The organism is Streptomyces sp. NRRL WC-3605 (genome assembly GCF_001509795.1).
Classification (GTDB): domain Bacteria; phylum Actinomycetota; class Actinomycetes; order Streptomycetales; family Streptomycetaceae; genus Streptomyces; species Streptomyces viridochromogenes.
The window spans coordinates 116106-134487 of sequence record NZ_LLZN01000024.1; the positions used below are offsets into that span (position 1 = coordinate 116106).

An 18382-nucleotide genomic window follows, 5' to 3' on the forward strand; every position below is an offset into this window, starting at 1 on the left:
CATGGCCAAGCTCGAACTCCTCCCCGCCGTCGACGTCCGCGACGGCCAGGCCGTCCGCCTCGTGCACGGCGAGTCCGGCACCGAGACCTCCTACGGCTCCCCGCTGGAGGCCGCCCTCGCCTGGCAGCGTTCCGGCGCCGAGTGGCTGCACCTGGTCGACCTGGACGCCGCGTTCGGCACCGGTGACAACCGCGAGCTGATCGCGGAGGTCGCGAAGGCCATGGACATCAAGGTGGAGCTGTCCGGCGGCATCCGCGACGACGCCTCCCTCGCCGCCGCGCTCGCCACCGGCTGCACCCGCGTCAACCTCGGCACGGCCGCCCTGGAGAGCCCCGAGTGGGTCGCCAAGGTGATCGCCGAGCACGGCGACAAGATCGCGGTCGGCCTGGACGTGCGCGGGACCACCCTGCGCGGCCGCGGCTGGACCCGCGACGGCGGCGACCTCTACGAGACGCTGGAGCGCCTCGACAAGGAGGGCTGCGCGCGGTACGTCGTCACCGACATCGCCAAGGACGGCACCCTCCAGGGCCCCAACCTGGAGCTGCTGAAGAACGTCTGCGCGGCCACGGACCGCCCCGTCGTCGCCTCCGGCGGCGTGTCCTCGCTGGACGACCTGCGGGCCATCGCCGAGCTGGTCCCGCTCGGCGTCGAGGGCTCCATCGTCGGCAAGGCGCTGTACGCGAAGGCGTTCACGCTGGAGGAGGCCCTGGAGGCCGTGGCGTCATGACCTCCGAGCCCGTGCGGCGCGTGCGCGGCGGCAGCCCCTGGGAGGAGTCCTTCGGGTTCGCGCGCGCCGTCGCGGCCGGCGACCGCGTGCTGGTGGGCGGCACCACCGCCTTCCGGGGGTCGGCGCTGTACGGGGAGGGCGACCCGTACGAGCAGGCCAGGGTGGCCTTCGCCGGCGCGCTGGAGGCGATCGCGGAGTTCGGGCTCGGCCCCGAGTCGGTCGTCCGCACCCGGATGTACCTGAGCCACCAGCGGGACGTGGACGAGGTGGGCCGCGCCCACAAGGAGATCTTCGGCCAGGTGCGCCCCGTCACGACCCTGCTGGTCGTGGAGGGGTTCGTCGACCCGCGCATCCTGGTCGAAGTAGAGCTAGAGGCATACAGAGGAGCCGTGGAGCAATGACCCTGGCGGTCCGAGTCATCCCCTGCCTGGACGTGGACAACGGCCGGGTCGTCAAGGGCGTCAACTTCCAGAACCTGCGCGACGCGGGCGACCCCGTCGAGATGGCCAAGGTGTACGACGCCGAGGGCGCCGACGAGCTGACGTTCCTGGACATCACCGCCTCCTCGGGCAACCGGGAGACGACGTACGACGTGGTGCGCCGCACCGCCGAGCAGGTGTTCATCCCGCTCACCGTCGGCGGCGGCGTGCGCACCGCCGAGGACGTGGACAAGCTGCTGCGCGCCGGCGCGGACAAGGTGGGCGTCAACACGGCCGCCATCGCCCGCCCCGACCTCATCCGGGAGATCGCCGAGCGCTTCGGCCGCCAGGTCCTGGTCCTCTCGGTGGACGCCCGCCGCACCCCCGAGGGCACCTTCGAGGTCACCACGCACGGCGGCCGCAAGGGCACCGGCATCGACGCCGTCGAGTGGGCGCACCGCGCGGCCGAGCTGGGCGCCGGCGAGATACTGCTGAACTCGATGGACGCCGACGGCACCAAGGACGGCTACGACCTGGAGATGATCCGGGCCGTCCGCAAGCACGTCACGATCCCGGTGATCGCCTCCGGTGGCGCCGGCAAGCTCGCCGACTTCACCCCGGCCGTCGAGGCGGGCGCCGACGCCGTCCTGGCGGCCTCGGTCTTCCACTTCGGCGACCTCAGGATCGGCCAGGTCAAGGACGCGTTGCGCGGCGCCGGGCACCCGATCCGCTGACCCGGCCCGACTCTCTGCAACACCCTTTAGATCCCGAGCTGCTTCGTCTCGTGCAGTTTCGCGATCGCGTCCTTGTCGCCGTCCAGTTCGACCTTCGCGGCGCTCTGGCGGCCGTAGGCGAAGAGGAGCAGTTCGGAGGGGTCACCGGTGACCGTGACCACCGGGGTGCCCCGGTGGGCGACCACCGTCTGGCCGTCGGGGCGGCGCAGCACCAGGCCCGTCGGGGCGCCCCGGCCCATCAGGCGGGCGGCGCGCTCCAGTCGGGACCACAGGGCGTCCTGGAACACCGGGTCCAGCTCGCGGGGCGTCCAGTCCGGCTGCGCCCGGCGGACGTCCTCCGTGTGGACGTAGAACTCGATGGTGTTCGACGCCTCGTCGATCTGCTTGAGCTGGAAGGGCGAGAAGCGCGGCGGGCCGGTGCGGATGAGCTGGATCAGCTCCTCGTACGGCTTCGCCGCGAACTCCTCCATCGCCTTGTCCAGGCGCGGGCCGAGCTGCTTGATCAGCATGGCGGCGGCCGCGTCGGGCCGGCGCTCGCGCACCACCACGTGCGCCGCGAGGTCACGGGTGCGCCAGCCCTCGCAGAGCGTCGGGGCCTCAGGACCCTCGGCCTCCAAGAGATCGGCCAGGAGGAGTCGTTCACGCTGTGCGAAGGTCGACATGGTGTCAGCCTACGACCGCGTACCGGGTCCGCCCAGTGGACGCCCGCCCGGAGCAGCCGGCCGCGCGCGGCACAATGGCAGGCATGACCACCAGCACGCCCCGCACGCCCAGTGGGCTGGACCCGGAGATCGCCGCACGCCTCAAGCGCAGCGCGGACGGACTCCTGCCCGCCATCGCCCAGCAGTACGACACCCGCGAGGTGCTGATGCTCGGCTGGATGGACGACGAGGCGCTGCACCGCACCCTCACCACCGGCCGCTGCACCTACTGGTCGCGCAGCCGGCAGGAGTACTGGGTCAAGGGCGACACCTCGGGGCACGTCCAGTGGGTGAAGTCGGTCGCTCTAGACTGCGACGCCGACACGCTCCTCGTACAGGTCGACCAGATCGGCGCCGCCTGCCACACCGGCGCCCGGACCTGCTTCGACGCGGACGTGCTCCTCGGCGACGCCGGTTCCGCCGCGGCCGCCGCGGATCAGTAGGGTCGGCGGCCATGGACCTCGAGACGTTCCGCAAGCTGGCCACCGACCGACGGGTCATCCCGGTCACCCGCAAACTCCTCGCCGACGGCGACACCCCGGTCGCCCTCTACCGCAAGCTGGCCGCCGAACGCCCCGGCACCTTCCTGCTGGAGTCCGCGGAGAACGGCCGCTCCTGGTCCCGCTACTCCTTCGTGGGCGTGCGCTCCGCCGCCACGCTCACCGAGCGCGAGGGCCGCACCCACTGGCTCGGCACCCCGCCGGTCGGCGTCCCCGTGGACGGCGACCCGCTCGCCGCGCTGCGCGCCACCGTCGAGGCCCTGCACACCCCCCACCAGGAGGGCCTGCCGCCCTTCACCGGCGGCATGGTCGGCTACCTCGGCTACGACATCGTGCGCCGCCTGGAGAAGATCGGCCCCGGCGAACGCGACGACCTGAGGCTGCCCGAGCTGACCATGCTCCTCACCAGCGACCTCGCCGTCATGGACCACTGGGAGGGTTCGGTCCTGCTGATCGCCAACGCGATCAACCACAACGACCTCGACACCGGCGTCGACGAGGCGTACGCCGACGCCGTCGCCCGGCTGGACGCCATGCAGGCCGACCTCGTCCGCCCGGTCGCCCAGCCGCCCGCCGTGCTGCCGCCCTCGGAGCTGCCCGAGTACACCGCGCTGTGGGGCGGCGAGGACTTCCAGGCCGCCGTCGAGGACATCAAGGAGCGCATCCGGGCGGGCGAGGCGTTCCAGGTGGTCCCCTCCCAGCGCTTCGAGACGCCGTGCACCGCGAGCGCCCTGGACGTCTACCGGGTGCTCCGGGCGACCAATCCGTCGCCGTACATGTACCTGTTCCGCTTCGACGGGTTCGACGTCGTCGGCTCCTCGCCGGAAGCCCTCGTCAAGGTCGAGGACGGGCGGGCCATGGTCCACCCCATCGCCGGCACCCGGTGGCGCGGCGCGACCCCGCAGGAGGACCAGGCCCTCGCCGACGAGCTGCTCGCCGACCCCAAGGAGCGCGCCGAGCACCTCATGCTGGTCGACCTGGGACGCAACGACCTCGGGCGGGTCTGTGAGCCCGGTTCCGTCGAGGTCGTCGACTTCATGTCCGTCGAGCGCTACTCCCACGTCATGCACATCGTCTCCACGGTCACCGGCAAGGTCGCCGGGGGCCGCACCGCCTTCGACGTGCTGACGGCCTGCTTCCCGGCCGGCACCCTCTCCGGCGCGCCCAAGCCCCGCGCGATGCAGATCATCGACGAGCTCGAACCGTCCCGGCGCGGCCTGTACGGCGGCTGCGTCGGCTACCTCGACTTCGCCGGCGACTCCGACACCGCCATCGCCATCCGCACGGCCCTGCTGCGCGACGGCACCGCCTACGTCCAGGCAGGCGCGGGCATCGTCGCCGACTCCGACCCGGTCGCCGAGGACACCGAGTGCCGCAACAAGGCGGCCGCCGTCCTGCGCGCCGTCCACACCGCGAACAGGCTCTCCTGAGCCGCCTGGGCGGCCACGTGGCGTCAGTCACCCGAACCCCGGGTCACCGTTCGGGCGGGGTTCGGGTGATAGTGGAGTACGTGACTGCTGTTCCTCACCCCCGTTCCGAAGCCCCGGGCCCCGCCCGCGCGGGCCGTCTGAGTCTGGCCCTCGCCCTGCTGAGCGGGGCGCTCGGCGCGGCCGTGGCCCTGCTCGCCACCCGCCAGCGCTGGTCGGAGGGCACCGCCGCGGTGGCCGGCGGCTCCTTCCCCCTCACCGCCAAGGGCAGCGACGTCACCGGCGTCCCCGCGGCCCTGGCGATAGTCGGGCTGGCCGCGCTCGTCGCCGTCTTCGCCGTGCGCCGCGCCGGCCGCGTCCTGGTCGCCGCCCTGCTCGCGCTCTCCGGCGCCGGCACCGTCGCCGCCGCCCTGCTGGGCGCCTCCGACAGCTCCGCGCTCGACGAGCAGGCCGCCCGAACCTCCGGCGACACCGCCGCCACCGTCCAGTCCCTCACCCACACCGCCTGGCCGTACGCCGCCGCGGCCGGCGGCGCCCTGATCCTGCTCGCCGGGCTCCTGGCCCTGCGCTACGGCCGGATCTGGCCCGGCATGTCCGGCCGCTACGAGCGCAACGGCGCCCCCCGCCCGCGTCGTACGGCCCGCCCCGCCGACCCCGACCGTCCCGAGGAGATCTGGAAGGCGCTCGACCGGGGCGAGGACCCCACGGGAGCCTGACGTCCGCGGCCGCGACCCCCGGTGACCGCACGCGCGCGCGTGCGGGACAATGACCGGGAGCGACCGGCTCACCCCACGTACGACACGTACACAGCAACGAGGAGCAAGCAATGGCGGGCAACAGCCACGGTCACACTTTGGCCGCCTGGACCGGTGTCACGATCGCGTTCATCGGGTTCTGCGTGGCGGGCGCCTTCATGGTGATGGCCCAGCCCGCGGGCTTCTGGGCCGGTATGGGCGTCGTGATCCTCGGCGGCATCGTCGGCTGGGTCATGAGCGCCATGGGAATGGGCCAGCCCAAGGACGCCCACGAGCCGCACCTCACCACCGAGGAGCGCCAGGCGGCCGCCGCCAAGGGCTGACCACCGCGTGACGCACCGAGGGGCGACCCGGCACCGATGGAGTGCCCGGGGGCGCCCCTCACGCCTGTCCGGGGCACAATGCTCGACGTGGACACCGACAGCCGCAGGACGCCGGCGACCCAGGCGGCCGCCCTCGCCCGCCGCGTGGCCGTCCCGGCGGGCGTGCTCGCGGCCGTCGCCGGGGCCTTCGCCTATGTCGGCGCGGTCGACCCGAACGAACCGGGCCACTACCCCGCCTGCCCCCTCCTGGAGTACACCGGCATCTTCTGTCCGGGCTGCGGCGGGCTGCGCAGCGCGCACGCCGTCGTGCACGGCGACCTCGCGGCGGCGCTCCAGGACAACGCGCTCGCGGTGGCCGGCTACGCGCTCTTCGCCGTGCTGTGGACCGTCTGGGTGATCCGTTCCGTACGGGGCCGTCCGCTGCGCATCGACCTCGCGCCGGCGCACCTGTGGGCGCTGGGTGCCCTGACCGTGGTCTTCACCGTTGTCCGGAACTCGCCGTTCGGTGTCCGGCTGCATCCTTGATCAACCGGTGGACGTCCAGGTACTGGGACCGGCGTCAGCCGGATGCGAGGGCTCGGCCCACCTCCGGATACCATCGCAGTGACCATCGGTTTTGAACCGCTCTCTCAGCCAACCGTCTGGAAGGGGGCCGCTCGCGTGAGTGTGCTCGACGAGATCATCGACGGAGTCCGTGCCGACCTCGCGGAGCGGCAGGCGCGCGTCAGCCTCGACGAGCTCAAGGAGCGCGCGGCGAAGGCCCCCGCGGCCAAGGACGGTGTCGCGGCCCTCCGCGGCGACGGCGTCAAGGTCATCTGCGAGGTCAAGCGGTCCAGCCCGTCCAAGGGCGCGCTGGCCGCGATCGCCGACCCGGCCGGGCTCGCCGCCGACTACGAGGCGGGCGGCGCCGCCGTCATCTCCGTCCTCACCGAGCAGCGCCGCTTCGGCGGTTCGCTGGCCGACCTGGAGGCCGTCCGCGCCCGCGTGGACATCCCGGTCCTGCGCAAGGACTTCATCGTCACGTCGTACCAGCTGTGGGAGGCCCGCGCGTACGGCGCCGACCTCGCGCTGCTGATCGTCGCGGCCCTGGAGCAGTCCGCCCTGGAGTCCCTGATCGAGCGCGCCGAGTCCATCGGGCTCACCCCGCTCGTCGAGGTCCACGACGAGGACGAGGTCGACCGCGCGGTCGACGCGGGCGCCAAGATCATCGGTGTCAACGCCCGCAACCTGAAGACCCTGGAGGTCGACCGGGGCACCTTCGAGCGCGTCGCGCCCGAGATCCCGGACAGCGTCGTCAGGGTCGCCGAGTCCGGCGTCCGCGGCCCGCACGACCTCATCGCGTACGCCAACGCCGGCGCCGACGCGGTCCTGGTCGGCGAGTCCCTGGTCACCGGCAAGGACCCCAAGACGGCGGTCTCCGACCTGGTGGCGGCGGGCGAGCACCCGGCACTGCGGCACGGCCGCGGCTGAGCGCCGATAGAATCTCCCCGATGACGACCACGACCACCACCACGGACCGGTACGCCCGCCTCGCGCGCGGCTGCCGCCCCCGTGGCTGCCGCGCGCCCGCCCGCCGGGTGCACGGCCGTCGTGTGCGCTACGTCATCGGAGACGAACCGGGCCAGGTGAACGGCCGTCGATGGCAGCGCCCCTTCCAGGGGCGCGGGGCTCTGTTCGACCTGCGGCTACCGCCGCGCGAGCGCTACCAGCCATATCCGGCCTGAGGCCGACCACCAGGCTCCGCCCCCACGGCGAATCGTGTTTTCCCATCGACACTCACCGTGAGGTACACGCATGCCCAGCGACTTCTTCATCCCCGACCCCGAGGGCCAAGTGCCCAACGTGGAGGGCTACTTCGGCGCGTTCGGCGGCAAGTTCATCCCGGAGGCCCTCGTGGCCGCCGTGGACGAGGTGGCCGTCGAGTACGACAAGGCCAAGCACGACCCCGAGTTCGCCCGTGAGCTCGACGACCTGCTGGTGAACTACACCGGCCGCCCCAGCGCCCTCACCGAGGTCCCGCGGTTCGCCGCTCAGGCGGGCGGCGCCCGCGTCTTCCTCAAGCGCGAGGATCTGAACCACACCGGCTCGCACAAGATCAACAACGTGCTCGGGCAGGCCCTGCTCACCAAGCGCATGGGCAAGACCCGCGTCATCGCCGAGACCGGCGCGGGCCAGCACGGCGTCGCGACCGCCACCGCCTGCGCCCTGTTCGGCCTCGACTGCACCATCTACATGGGCGAGATCGACACACAGCGCCAGGCGCTCAACGTGGCCCGGATGCGCATGCTCGGCGCCGAGGTCATCGCCGTGAAGTCCGGCAGCCGCACCCTGAAGGACGCCATCAACGAGGCGTTCCGCGACTGGGTCGCCAACGTCGACCGCACCCACTACCTGTTCGGCACGGTCGCCGGACCGCACCCCTTCCCCGCCATGGTCCGCGACTTCCACCGGGTCATCGGTGTCGAGGCCCGCCGCCAGATCCTGGAGCGCGCCGGACGCCTGCCCGACGCGGCCATCGCCTGCGTCGGCGGCGGCTCCAACGCCATCGGCCTCTTCCACGCCTTCATCCCGGACGCCTCCGTCCGCCTGATCGGCTGCGAGCCGGCCGGACACGGCGTGGAGACCGGCGAGCACGCGGCCACCCTCACCGCCGGCGAGCCGGGCATCCTGCACGGCTCCCGCTCGTACGTCCTCCAGGACGACGAGGGCCAGATCACCGAGCCGTACTCCATCTCGGCCGGACTGGACTACCCGGGCATCGGCCCCGAGCACTCCTACCTCAAGGACAGCGGACGCGGCGAGTACCGCGCGGTCACCGACGACGCCGCCATGCAGGCCCTGCGCCTGCTGTCGCGCACCGAGGGCATCATCCCGGCCATCGAGAGCGCCCACGCGCTCGCCGGAGCCCTGGAGGTCGGCAAGGAGCTCGGGAAGGACGGGCTGATCATCGTCAACCTGTCCGGCCGGGGCGACAAGGACATGGACACCGCCGCCCGCTACTTCGGGCTGTACGAGGAGGGCGCCGACGCCGAGGTCCCGGCCGACGCCGCCGACACCGCCGAGATCGAGGGGGACGCCCGATGAGCGGGAACATCCAGCTGCTGTCGGACACCCTGGCGGCCGCCAAGGCCGAGGACCGGTCCGCCCTGATCGCCTATCTGCCGGCCGGCTTCCCCACCGTGGACGGCGGCATCGCGGCGGTCAAGGCCGCACTGGAGGGCGGCGCCGACGTCGTCGAGGTCGGCCTGCCGCACAGCGACCCCGTGCTCGACGGCCCGGTCATCCAGACCGCCGACGACATCGCCCTGCGCGGTGGCGTGAGGATCGCCGACGTGATGCGCACGGTCCGCGAGGCCCACGCGGCCACCGGCAAGCCGATCCTCGTCATGACGTACTGGAACCCCATCGACCGCTACGGCGTCGAGCGGTTCACCGCCGAGCTGGCCGAGGCGGGCGGCGCGGGCTGCATCCTGCCCGACCTGCCGGTCCAGGAGTCGGCGCTGTGGAGGGAGCACGCCGACAAGCACGGCCTGGCGACCGTGTTCGTGGTGGCGCCGAGCAGCAGGGACGAGCGGCTCGCCGAGATCACCGCGGCCGGCAGCGGCTTCGTGTACGCCGCCAGCCTGATGGGCGTCACCGGCACCCGCGCGTCCGTCGGCGCGCAGGCGCACGAGCTGGTCGGCCGCACCCGCGCCACCGGCACCGACCTGCCCGTCTGCGTCGGCCTGGGCGTCTCCAACGCCGAGCAGGCGGCCGAGGTCGCCGGGTTCGCGGACGGCGTGATCGTCGGCTCCGCCTTCGTCAAGGGCATGCTGGACGCGCCGGACGACGCGGCCGGTGTCGAGGCCGTCCGCGCCCTCGCCGGCGAACTGGCGAAGGGCGTCCGCCGGAAGGCGTAGGCGGCAGCCGCGCCGTCCGCGGGACATCGTCGGAAGAAGAGCCTTCCGTACGAGTCGCTCGAACGGGTGGACCTGGGACCGGGGAGGCGCGGTGCGCCTCCCCGGTTCGTTTCTGCGGTTGTGAGCGAAAAGAATCGAGACGCGAAGCGGACCGCCCGGGAGCGGCTGGCGGTCGAGCGGGAGAAGCAGAGGGCGGCGGACCGGCGGCGCCGCACGCTGATCGTGGGCGCGAGCGTCGTCTGCGTGCTGGGCCTCGCCGCCGTGATCGGGGTCGTCGCGGCCAACGCCGGCAAGGACAGCGGCAGCGACGCCGGGCCGGTCGTCGGCCCCTCCGGAGCCCAGGGCAAGGACGGCCTCGCCATCCCGGTCGGCAAGGCGAGCGCCCCCTCGACGCTCACGGTCTGGGAGGACTTCCGCTGCCCGGCCTGCAAGTCCTTCGAGGACGCCTACCGCTCGACGATCCACGGCCTGACCGACTCCGGCAAGCTCAAGGTCGAGTACCACCTGGCGACGATCATCGACGGCAACATGGGCGGCACCGGCTCCCGCAACGCGGCGAACGCCGCGGCCTGTGCCCAGGACGCCGGGAAGTTCGTCGAGTACCACGACGTGCTGTACCGCAACCAGCCGCCGGAGCCCGACGACGCCTTCGGGAAGAACAGCAAACTGCTGGAGCTCGCAGCCAAGGTGGACGGCCTGGACACGCCGGCCTTCCGCAAGTGCGTCGAGGACGGCACGCACAACGGCTGGGTGGACAAGTCCAACGACGCCTTCAAGGCGGGCGGCTTCAGCGGCACGCCCACGGTCCTGCTGAACGGCAAGAACATCTACCAGGACCAGACGATGACCCCGGCCAAGCTCAAGCAGATGGTGGAGGCGAACGCCAAGGGCTGAGCGTCCGTACGGGCACGGCCTGTTATGGACCCGTAGCCGGGCGGCCCGACATCGGTGCCGCCCGGCAGGGTAGCGTCGACCTTGCCATGGAACTTGCCTACATTCCCAGCCCGTCGCGCGGGGTGATCCACCTCGGACCCATTCCGCTGCGCGGCTACGCCTTCTGCATCATCCTCGGTGTCTTCGTAGCCGTCTGGCTCGGCAACAAGCGCTGGATCGCCCGGGGCGGGCGCGCCGGCACGGTCGCGGACATCGCTGTCTGGGCCGTCCCGTTCGGCCTGGTCGGCGGGCGCCTCTACCACGTGATCACGGACTACGAGCTGTACTTCAGCGAGGGCCGTGACTGGGTGGACGCCTTCAAGATCTGGGAGGGCGGTCTCGGCATCTGGGGCGCGATCGCGCTCGGCGCGCTGGGCGCCTGGATCGGCTGCCGCCGCCGTGGCATCCCGCTCCCCGCGTACGCCGACGCCGTCGCCCCCGGCATCGCCCTCGCGCAGGCCCTCGGCCGCTGGGGCAACTGGTTCAACCAGGAGCTGTACGGCCGCCGCACCGACGTGCCCTGGGCCCTGGAGATCACCTCCTCCACGGACGGGCGGGTGCCGGGCACCTACCACCCGACGTTCCTGTACGAGTCCCTGTGGTGCATCGGCGTCGCCCTGCTGGTGATCTGGGCCGACCGCCGCTTCAAGATGGGCCACGGCCGGGCGTTCGCCCTGTACGTCGCCGCGTACTGCGCGGGCCGGTTCTGGGTCGAGTACATGCGGGTCGACGACGCCCACCACATCCTCGGCCTGCGGCTGAACAACTGGACCGCGCTGCTGGTCTTCCTGCTCGCCGTGACCTACATCGTGGTGTCCGCGAAGAAGCGGCCCGGGCGTGAGGCCGTCGTCGAGCCCGGCGCGGCCGACGGCGACCCGGGCGGCGCGTCCGCCGACGAGAAGGCGGAGACCGACGCCGGGACCGAGGACGGGACGACGTCCGAGGCGGACGGCGAGGCCGGGACCGAGGCGAAGTCCCCGCTCGGGACCGAGGCGAAGTCCGAGCCCGAGGCCAAGGCCGATTCCGAGGATGCCGTCGAGGACGCCGAGGAGTCGCGCGACGAGGCGGAGTCCGCCCGGAAGGGCTGACCCCCCGAACCGTCACACCACGAAGGGCGCCCGGTCCACCGGGCGCCCTTCGTGGTGTCTCAGGCGCGGCGGGCCAGGGACAGCGTCCGCCGCGCGGCCGCCACCACCGCCTGGTCCACGAACCGCCCGTCCGGCAGGGCCAGCGCCCCCTGGTCGGTCGCCGCCGCCTTCACGATCGTCTCCGCCCGCTCCAGCTCCCGCTCGGTGGGCAGATAGGCCCGTTCGATCACGGGCAGTTGCCGGGGGTGGATGGCCGCGCGGCCCAGGAAGCCGAGCGCGCGGCCGTGCGCGCAGGTCGCCGCCAGCCCCTCCAGATCACGGATGTCCGGGTGGATGGACTGCGCCGGCGGGGGCAGCCCGGCCGCCCGCGCCGCGACCACGACCCGGGAACGGCACCAGTCCAGCCCGGCGTCGCCCCGTACGCCCAGGTCGGCCCGTAGATCCGCCTCGCCGAGCGAGATGCCGCGCAGGGCCGGGTGCGCGGACGCGATCGCGTGCGCGTGTTCGATGCCGAGGGCCGACTCCAGCAGCGCGTGCAGCCGGATCGTGCCCGGCGCGGCGGCCGGGGTGGTCTCGGCGAGGTGGACGATCTGGTCGGCCGACGTCACCTTCGGCAGCCGCAACGCGGCCAGACCGGGCAGGGCGGCCAGCGCCGCGAGGTCCCGCGCGCCCGCCGGGGTGGCCGGCACGTTCACCCGGACGTGGACCGGCACCGGGTGCTCCGGCTCGGAGAGCAGTTCGGCCGTGGCCGCCCGGGCGTGGTCCTTGCGGTCCGGGGCCACCGCGTCCTCCAGGTCGACGATGACGACGTCGGCGCCGGACGCGAGCGCCCCCGCCACCACCCTCGGGCGGTCCCCGGGGGCGTACAGCCAGGTCAGCGGGTACGGGGTGGTCTCCGCCGGGCCGGTCACAGGGCGCCCTCCTCCCGCAGGGCCGCGAGCTCGGCGGGGGACAGGCCGAGACCGGTGAGGACCTCGTCGGTGTCCGCGCCGTGCGGGCGGCCCGCCCAGCGGATCGCGCCGGGCGTGGCGGAGAGCCGGAACAGGACGTTCTGCATGCGCAGCGCGCCCAGCTCGGGGTCGTCGACGGTGGTGACCGTGTCGAGCGCGGCGTACTGCGGGTCGGTCATCACGTCCCGGACGTCCTGGACGGGGGCCACCGCCGCCTCGGCCTTCTCGAAGGCGGCGAGCACGTCGGCGCGGGTGTGCCGCGCGATCCAGTCGCCGACCGCCCGGTCCAGCACGTCGGCGTGCCGGGCCCGGTCCACGCCCGTCGCGAACCACGGCTCCTCGATCAGGTCGGGGCGCCCCACGAGCCGCATCACGCGCTCGGCGATCGACTGGGCGGACGTGGAGACGGCGACCCAGGTGCCGTCGGCCGTGCGGTAGGTGTTGCGCGGAGCGTTGTTGGCGGAGCGGTTGCCGGTGCGTTCCTGCACATAGCCGAGCTGGTCGTACCAGGTCGGCTGGGGGCCGAGGGCCAGCAGCATCGGCTCGATGAGGGCCATGTCGACGACCTGCCCCTCGCCGGTGCGCTCGCGGGCCGCGAGGGCCGTCATCACGGCGTACGCGGTGGCGAGGCCCGCGATCGAGTCGGCCAGGCCGAAGGGCGGAAGCGTCGGGGGAGCGTCGGGTTCCCCGGTGAGGGCGGCGAAGCCGCTCATCGCCTCGGCCAGGGTGCCGAAGCCGGGGCGGTGGGAGTACGGGCCGAACTGCCCGAAGCCGGTGACCCGGGTCAGGACCAGCCGGGGGTTTGCGGCCGACAGCTCCGGCCAGCCGAGGTCCCACTTCTCCAGGGTGCCGGGGCGGAAGTTCTCGACGACGACGTCCGCGGTGGCGGCGAGCCGCAGCAGGGTGGCGCGGCCGCCGGGCCGGGACAGGTTCAGGGTGATCGTGCGCTTGTTGCGGCCGAGGACCTTCCACCACAGCCCCACCCCGTCCTTCGCGGGGCCGTGGCCGCGGGACGGGTCCGGCTTCTCCGGGTGCTCGACCTTGATCACCTCCGCGCCGAAGTCGCCGAGCATGGTGGCGGCGAGGGGCCCGGCGAACAGGGTGGCCAGGTCGAGCACGCGCAGGCCGGCCAGGGGCGCCGGGGCCACCCCGGTCATGACGCGTACCGTTCGTCGATCTCGGGTCGGTACGGCATCGACACCGTGGCGCCCTCCCGCTGCACGGACAGGGCGGCCGCGCAGGACGCCCACTTCAGCGCGTCGGGCATCGGGCGTCCCTCGCCGAGCGCCACCGCGAGCGCGCCGACGAAGGTGTCGCCGGCGCCGGTGGAGTCGACGGCGGTGACCTTCGGGGCCGGGACGGTCAGCGGCTCGGCGCCCCTCGCGGCGTACAGGCTCCCGGACGCGCCCAGGGTGACGACCACCTCCGGGACCAGGTCCAGCAGGACGCCGGCCGCCTCACGGGGGTCGGTGCGGCCGGTGAGGGTGGCGGCCTCGTGCTCGTTGGGGACGATCAGGTCGATCGCGCCGAGGAGGTCGTCCGGGAGCGGCCGGGCGGGGGACGGGGTGAGGATCGTGCGGACCCCGTGGCGGCGGGCGGCGCGGGCGCCCGCGAGCACGGCGGCCTGCGGGATCTCCAGCTGGAGCAGCAGGGTGTCGGCGTCGGCGATGACGCCCTCGTCGCCGGGGCTCAGATGGTCGAGGGTGCCGTTGGCGCCGGGGATGACGACGATCGCGTTGCCGCCCTCGTCGTCGACGACGATGTGCGCGGTGCCCGAGGGGCCCTCGACCGTGCGCAGGTCGTCGGTGTCCACTCCGGACTGTTCGAGGGCGGAGCGCAGCCGGGTGCCGTACACGTCGTTGCCGACGGCGCCGATCATCAGCACGTCGCCGCCCGCGCGGGCCGCGGCGGTCGCCTGGTTGGCGCCCTTGCCTCCGGGGATCGTGCGGAACTCCCGGCCGGTGACGGTCTCGCCCCGTTGCGGGGCCTTCTCCACGTAGGCGACGAGGTCCATGTTCGTGCTGCCGAGCACGACGATGTCGGTCATGGGCGGGTGGCCTCCAAGGGGGTCGGGTCCGGGGCGGGGACGGGGGCGTGGGCGAGGTCGTGCGTGAGCCGGGCCAGGGCGTCGAAGCCGGTGCCGTCGAGGCCGCCCACGGAGGTGGCGAGCCGGTTCTTCAGCGGGGCGGTCCAGTGGTCGGGCAGGGCGGCGGGGGAGCCGGCGAGGAGACCGGCGACGCTGCCCGCCGTCGCGCCGTTGGAGTCGGTGTCCCACCCGCCGGACACGGCACGGCAGATGGATCCGGTGAAGTCGCCGTCCGCGTGGGTGAGGGCGGCGGCGATGAGGGCCGTGTTGGGGACGGCGTGGACCCAGTGGTGGTCCGGTCCGTACCGGGCGTGGAGCAGGTCGACGACCGTGTCGAAGTTCTCGTGCGTCCGCGCCAGCGCCGTCGCGTGTCCGACCGCCCGGGCCAGCCGGGACTCCGGCGGGATCACCGCGAGCCCGGCGCGCAGACAGGCGTGGACGTCGCCGGGCCCGGTCGCGCCGGCCGCGCGGGCGATGACCGCCGCCGCGAACATCGCCGCGTGGACGCCGCTGGCGGTGTGCGTGAGGGTGGCGTCCCGGTGGGCCTGCTCGGCCGCGGCGCCCGGGTCGCCGGGGTGGGTCCAGCCGTGGACGTCCGCCCGGATGAGGGCGCCGATCCATTCGCGGAACGGGTTGCGGTGGCGGGCCGTGTGCGGCGGCTCGACACCGAGGAGGAGGTTGCGCAGCGCGACGCGCTCGGCCGTGAACGTACGGCCCGCGGGCAGCTCGTCCAGCCAGAGCCGGGCCACGTCGGCGGTGGTGAAGGCGCGGCCGTGCCGCTGGAGCAGGAGGAGGTTCAGCAGCGGGTAGTTGAGGTCGTCGTCCTCCGGCATGCCGTCGATGTTCTCTGCGAGCGAGGTCGTGGCGGAGCGGCGGTTCCAGGGGTGGGCGGCGAGCAGGTCCGCCGGGACGCCCTTGGCCGTGAAGTAGCCGCGCGGCGGCCAGTTGCCGGTGGAGCGGGCGAGCGCGCGGATGGCGTCGAGGGGCAGCTTCTCGACCGGCTTGCCGAGCAGACAGCCGACGGCCCGGCCCAGCCAGGCGGCCTCCAGCCGGTCCGGCGTGGTCCGCACGGGGACGGCGGGCGGCGCCGGCCAGTCGGGGCAGAGGGCCTTGATGGCGGGGAGGCCGGTGGGCTCCTGGTCGGCGGTCCGGCTGGGCAGGTCCGCCAGTTCGTCGAGCAGGTCCTCGGCCAGCGTCCGCTGGTACCGGGACGCGGGTTGTGCCGAGGCGCCCGCCCGTACCGGGGCCGTACGGCCGCCCGCCGCCTCCCAGCGGGCCGCGATCCGTGCCGCCTCCCGGCCGTCCAGGGCGGCCTGCCGCAGCTCGTGGCCGATCAGGTCCTCGGGCTGGACCCAGGTCAGTCGGAGCACGGCAGGCCCTCCAGCGCCTGGAACGCCGCCTCGTGCGCCCGGCGGCGGGCCACGTCACGTGCGTGCACCTCGCGGGCCACGTCGGTCAGAACCCGGGCCGGCTCCCACAGGTCGAGGCGGCTGGCCTCCGCGACCGTCTTCGCCCACTCGTCCGGGACCGGGGAGCCGAGGGCGCCCGTCACGGCGCCCGCCATCGTCGCGATCGAGTCGCAGTCGCGGCCGTAGTTCACCGCGCCGAGCACCGCCCGGCGGTGGTCGCCGCCGGCGATCAGCACCATGGCCAGGGCGATCGGCAGCTCCTCGATCGCGTGCAGCCGGGAGGGGCGGCGGGCGCCGAGCGAGGGCCGGCGGTAGTCGGGGCCGACGGTGTCGTACGGGGCGATCGCCTCGCGCAGCGGGACCAGCGCCGACTCGAAGTCGCTGTGGGCCGCGGCGGTCTCGCAGCACTTCTCGACGGCCTCGCGGGTGCCGTCCCGGGCCACCGACAGACAGGCGCCGACCACCGAGTCCGGGGTCGCGCCCGGGGCACAGGCCGCCGCCACCGCCGCCGCGAACACACCCGCCGCCTCACGCCCGTACGACGACTGGTGGGCGCCCGCGACGTCCAGCGCCTCGGCGTACGCGGCCCGCGGGTCGGCCGCGTTGACCAGGCCGACCGGGGCCATGTACATCGCGGCACCGCAGTTCACGATGTTGCCGACGCCGGCCTCGCGGGGGTCCACATGGCCGTAGTGGAGGCGGGCTACCAGCCACTTCTCCGCGAGGAAGACCCGGTGCAGGGGGAGCGCCTCGGCCTCCAGCTCAGGAATCCAGCGGGGGTTGGTCATCAGGTCCGGGACCAGGTGGTCGGCGATCGCGTAGGCGTCGAGGTGGTCGCGGACGGCCGCGTAGACGCGGACCAGGGCGTGCGTCATCAAGGTGTCGTCGGTGACGTGCCCGTCGCCCTTGTGGTACGGCGCGATGGGGCGTGCCGTGCGCCAGTCGTCGCCGTGCCAGGGGCCGACGACGCCGTGCACGCGGCCGCCGTGCCGCTCCAGGATCTGGTCGGGGGAGTAGCCCTCCACCGGGCCGCCGAGGGCGTCGCCGACCGCCGCGCCCACCAGGGCGCCGGTGATCCGTTCGTCGAGACGCGGACCACTGCTTTCATCTGCTTTGGGCGTCATGCCGGAATCATCCTCCTGGTCGGGCCGGTTGTGCGGCTTCCAGGAGGTCGGCGAGTTCCACCAGGTCGGTGCCGGTGAGCCGGGGGAGCGCACAGCCGGACAGGGTGCGGCAGGTGTCGCGCCACGCCGCCGGGACGCAGGCGTCGCCGCCCAGGGCGCCGGTCAGCGCGCCCGCCAGCGCCGGGGCCGAGTCCGCCACCCGGGACAGACAGGCCGCGGCCGGGACCGCCTCGGCGATACGGCCGCCCGCCGCGACGGCGAGGGCGAGGGCGACCGGCACGGTCTCGGCGGCGGCGACGCCGTAGCTGTAGACATGGTCGACGATCTGGTGCTCCAGGAGGGGGACCAGGGCGAAGGCGCCGTCGACGGCATGGGCGAGGTCCACGGCGTGGCGGGCGTTGCGGCCGATCTCCGTCCCGGCGGGCAGCTCGGCGAGCGCCGCCGCCACGCAGGTGCCGGTGGCCGCGCCGGTGAGGGCGAGGGACACGGCCGCCGCCATCGCCCGCGCGCCGAGGACGCCGTCGCCGTCCTGGGTGTACCGGGCGTCGAACTCGGCGAGGTCGGCGGCGCGGCGGGGGTCGCCGGGGTGGGCGACGGCCAGGACGCAGGCCCGGACGCAGGCCGCGTCGTCGAAGAAGTGCGGGTTGTCGTGGCCGGTGGCGGGCGGGCGCAGGCCGGTGGCGAGGTTGCCGAGGCCGGCGCGGACGGAGATCCGGGCGCGCAGCGGGAGGACCGCCGACTCGATCTCGGGGGCGCGGTCGGCGGCGGCGGCGACCTCGCCGGCGACGGCGTTCCAGGTGAGGTCGATCGCGGCGCGGACCCGGCGGTCGCGGCTGAGGTCGCCGAGGGCGATGTCGTCACCGGCCCGCAGCAGGGCCTCGGCGGTGAAGGCCGCCCACTCGGCGTCGTCGGAAGGGCCCAGGCGGAGGGGTTCCGGGGGCTGGTTGAGGGCGATCGGCACCGGGAGGGTGGTCGTCGCGTTCTGCTCGGCGAACGTCTCCAGTTCGCGGGTCAGGCGGCGGGTCCAGTCCGGCATGCGGGCGGCGCGGTGCCGGGCGGCGGGCCAGCCGGCGGCGTCGCCTGCGGCCAGGCCCAGGAGGAGTCCTCTGACGCGGTGCGCTGTTCGCTGCGCCGGCTGGGCGGCTACGGCCTCGGCTTCGCCTTCGGCCATCGGTTTCCCACCCGCCCCACCCGTGCGGCTTTCGTCGTCGGGTGCCGGTGGCCCTGTCGGGGCGGATTCGCCGTCGGCGGCCTCGGGTTCGGGGGGTGGGGGGAGAAGGGCGGGGTCGGCGGTGTGGGTCTTGTTG

The 18382-nt window shown here is 74.0% G+C and carries 21 protein-coding genes; 14 read left to right on the top strand and 7 right to left on the bottom strand.

The genetic code is table 11. The features are described 5' to 3' along the window. Position 1 precedes the first annotated feature (1 nt). The 3 genes from priA to hisF are packed head-to-tail and all read left to right on the top strand — an operon-like array spanning position 2 to position 1880. Complete coding sequence (gene priA / locus ADL34_RS05525; protein ID WP_062675014.1) at positions 2–727, top strand: bifunctional 1-(5-phosphoribosyl)-5-((5-phosphoribosylamino)methylideneamino)imidazole-4-carboxamide isomerase/phosphoribosylanthranilate isomerase PriA; 726 nt, start codon at positions 2–4, stop codon at positions 725–727. Beyond that, positions 724–1128, top strand: a complete 405-nt coding sequence (locus tag ADL34_RS05530; protein WP_062675016.1) for a RidA family protein — start codon at positions 724–726, stop codon at positions 1126–1128. The genes priA and ADL34_RS05530 overlap by 4 nt, the downstream gene beginning before the upstream one ends. Continuing rightward, on the top strand, positions 1125–1880 hold the full coding sequence (gene hisF / locus ADL34_RS05535; protein WP_062675018.1) for an imidazole glycerol phosphate synthase subunit HisF: 756 nt from the start codon (positions 1125–1127) through the stop codon (positions 1878–1880). Before ADL34_RS05530 ends, hisF begins: the two co-directional genes overlap by 4 nt. A gap of 26 nt (positions 1881–1906) precedes the next feature. Here the strand turns inward: hisF and ADL34_RS05540 are convergent, their stop codons facing one another. Then, entirely contained in the window at positions 1907–2542 is a 636-nt protein-coding gene (locus tag ADL34_RS05540; protein ID WP_062675020.1) for a TIGR03085 family metal-binding protein, read from the bottom strand. An 83-nt stretch (positions 2543–2625) separates the two neighbouring features. On the opposite strand from ADL34_RS05540, the gene hisI reads away from it, so the two are divergent. From hisI to lgt, 11 genes are all read left to right on the top strand, one after another. Further along, positions 2626–3024 carry a phosphoribosyl-AMP cyclohydrolase gene (gene hisI, locus ADL34_RS05545; RefSeq protein ID WP_062675022.1) on the top strand — a complete coding sequence of 133 codons (399 nt, stop codon included), beginning with the start codon at positions 2626–2628 and terminating at the stop codon, positions 3022–3024. Positions 3025–3035: 11 nt separating this feature from the next. After that, a complete protein-coding gene (locus tag ADL34_RS05550; protein ID WP_062675024.1) occupies positions 3036–4511 on the top strand; it encodes an anthranilate synthase component I in 1476 nt (491 codons plus the stop codon). A gap of 71 nt (positions 4512–4582) precedes the next feature. Further along, positions 4583–5224: a TIGR02234 family membrane protein gene (locus ADL34_RS05555; protein ID WP_062675026.1), complete on the top strand. Its 642-nt coding sequence runs from the start codon at positions 4583–4585 to the stop codon at positions 5222–5224. Between the two features lie 110 nt (positions 5225–5334). Then, the gene (locus tag ADL34_RS05560; protein ID WP_062675028.1) at positions 5335–5586 is read left to right on the top strand and encodes an HGxxPAAW family protein; all 252 of its coding nucleotides are present in this window, start codon (positions 5335–5337) and stop codon (positions 5584–5586) included. A 78-nt stretch (positions 5587–5664) separates the two neighbouring features. Then, complete coding sequence (locus ADL34_RS05565; protein WP_062675030.1) at positions 5665–6111, top strand: DUF2752 domain-containing protein; 447 nt, start codon at positions 5665–5667, stop codon at positions 6109–6111. A 135-nt stretch (positions 6112–6246) separates the two neighbouring features. Continuing rightward, positions 6247–7056: an indole-3-glycerol phosphate synthase TrpC gene (gene trpC / locus ADL34_RS05570; protein ID WP_062675032.1), complete on the top strand. Its 810-nt coding sequence runs from the start codon at positions 6247–6249 to the stop codon at positions 7054–7056. Positions 7057–7076: 20 nt separating this feature from the next. Next, positions 7077–7310: a tryptophan biosynthesis modulator TrpM gene (trpM, locus tag ADL34_RS34545; protein ID WP_199835525.1), complete on the top strand. Its 234-nt coding sequence runs from the start codon at positions 7077–7079 to the stop codon at positions 7308–7310. Between the two features lie 70 nt (positions 7311–7380). Then, positions 7381–8670 carry a tryptophan synthase subunit beta gene (gene trpB, locus ADL34_RS05575; RefSeq protein ID WP_062675034.1) on the top strand — a complete coding sequence of 430 codons (1290 nt, stop codon included), beginning with the start codon at positions 7381–7383 and terminating at the stop codon, positions 8668–8670. Further along, the gene (gene trpA, locus ADL34_RS05580; RefSeq protein ID WP_062675036.1) at positions 8667–9485 is read left to right on the top strand and encodes a tryptophan synthase subunit alpha; all 819 of its coding nucleotides are present in this window, start codon (positions 8667–8669) and stop codon (positions 9483–9485) included. Before trpB ends, trpA begins: the two co-directional genes overlap by 4 nt. Before the next feature lie 120 nt (positions 9486–9605). Then, a complete protein-coding gene (locus ADL34_RS05585; protein ID WP_062675038.1) occupies positions 9606–10379 on the top strand; it encodes a DsbA family protein in 774 nt (257 codons plus the stop codon). 86 nt (positions 10380–10465) lie between these two features. Continuing rightward, the gene (gene lgt / locus ADL34_RS05590) at positions 10466–11506 is read left to right on the top strand and encodes a prolipoprotein diacylglyceryl transferase (protein WP_062675040.1); all 1041 of its coding nucleotides are present in this window, start codon (positions 10466–10468) and stop codon (positions 11504–11506) included. Positions 11507–11565: 59 nt separating this feature from the next. Here the strand turns inward: lgt and ADL34_RS05595 are convergent, their stop codons facing one another. The 6 genes from ADL34_RS05595 to ADL34_RS05620 form a co-directional block, all read right to left on the bottom strand. Further along, entirely contained in the window at positions 11566–12417 is an 852-nt protein-coding gene (locus ADL34_RS05595; protein ID WP_062675042.1) for an HpcH/HpaI aldolase/citrate lyase family protein, read from the bottom strand. Continuing rightward, on the bottom strand, positions 12414–13613 hold the full coding sequence (locus ADL34_RS05600) for a CaiB/BaiF CoA transferase family protein (protein ID WP_062675043.1): 1200 nt from the start codon (positions 13611–13613) through the stop codon (positions 12414–12416). The genes ADL34_RS05595 and ADL34_RS05600 overlap by 4 nt, the downstream gene beginning before the upstream one ends. Next, positions 13610–14503: a ribokinase gene (gene rbsK, locus ADL34_RS05605; RefSeq protein WP_062675046.1), complete on the bottom strand. Its 894-nt coding sequence runs from the start codon at positions 14501–14503 to the stop codon at positions 13610–13612. Before rbsK ends, ADL34_RS05600 begins: the two co-directional genes overlap by 4 nt. Further along, positions 14500–15912 carry an ADP-ribosylglycohydrolase family protein gene (locus tag ADL34_RS05610; RefSeq protein ID WP_062675048.1) on the bottom strand — a complete coding sequence of 471 codons (1413 nt, stop codon included), beginning with the start codon at positions 15910–15912 and terminating at the stop codon, positions 14500–14502. The genes rbsK and ADL34_RS05610 overlap by 4 nt, the downstream gene beginning before the upstream one ends. Beyond that, positions 15900–17075: an ADP-ribosylglycohydrolase family protein gene (locus ADL34_RS05615; RefSeq protein ID WP_062675050.1), complete on the bottom strand. Its 1176-nt coding sequence runs from the start codon at positions 17073–17075 to the stop codon at positions 15900–15902. Before ADL34_RS05615 ends, ADL34_RS05610 begins: the two co-directional genes overlap by 13 nt. 7 nt (positions 17076–17082) lie before the next feature. Beyond that, positions 17083–18382 (bottom strand): ADP-ribosylglycohydrolase family protein (locus ADL34_RS05620; protein ID WP_234374943.1); only part of this gene is annotated, 1300 nt, incomplete at its 5' end.

Coding starts and splice junctions, on each gene's coding strand:
- hisF (WP_062675018.1), top strand. CDS start 1,125: ATGACCCTGGCGGTCCGAGTCATCCCCTGCCTGGACGTGGACAACGGC.
- trpA (WP_062675036.1), top strand. CDS start 8,667: ATGAGCGGGAACATCCAGCTGCTGTCGGACACCCTGGCGGCCGCCAAG.
- priA (WP_062675014.1), top strand. CDS start 2: ATGGCCAAGCTCGAACTCCTCCCCGCCGTCGACGTCCGCGACGGCCAG.
- ADL34_RS05565 (WP_062675030.1), top strand. CDS start 5,665: ATGCTCGACGTGGACACCGACAGCCGCAGGACGCCGGCGACCCAGGCG.
- ADL34_RS05560 (WP_062675028.1), top strand. CDS start 5,335: ATGGCGGGCAACAGCCACGGTCACACTTTGGCCGCCTGGACCGGTGTC.
- ADL34_RS05540 (WP_062675020.1), bottom strand. CDS start 2,542: ATGTCGACCTTCGCACAGCGTGAACGACTCCTCCTGGCCGATCTCTTG.
- ADL34_RS05615 (WP_062675050.1), bottom strand. CDS start 17,075: ATGACGCCCAAAGCAGATGAAAGCAGTGGTCCGCGTCTCGACGAACGG.
- rbsK (WP_062675046.1), bottom strand. CDS start 14,503: ATGACCGACATCGTCGTGCTCGGCAGCACGAACATGGACCTCGTCGCC.
- ADL34_RS05600 (WP_062675043.1), bottom strand. CDS start 13,613: ATGACCGGGGTGGCCCCGGCGCCCCTGGCCGGCCTGCGCGTGCTCGAC.
- trpB (WP_062675034.1), top strand. CDS start 7,381: ATGCCCAGCGACTTCTTCATCCCCGACCCCGAGGGCCAAGTGCCCAAC.
- trpM (WP_199835525.1), top strand. CDS start 7,077: ATGACGACCACGACCACCACCACGGACCGGTACGCCCGCCTCGCGCGC.
- ADL34_RS05550 (WP_062675024.1), top strand. CDS start 3,036: ATGGACCTCGAGACGTTCCGCAAGCTGGCCACCGACCGACGGGTCATC.
- hisI (WP_062675022.1), top strand. CDS start 2,626: ATGACCACCAGCACGCCCCGCACGCCCAGTGGGCTGGACCCGGAGATC.
- ADL34_RS05530 (WP_062675016.1), top strand. CDS start 724: ATGACCTCCGAGCCCGTGCGGCGCGTGCGCGGCGGCAGCCCCTGGGAG.
- lgt (WP_062675040.1), top strand. CDS start 10,466: ATGGAACTTGCCTACATTCCCAGCCCGTCGCGCGGGGTGATCCACCTC.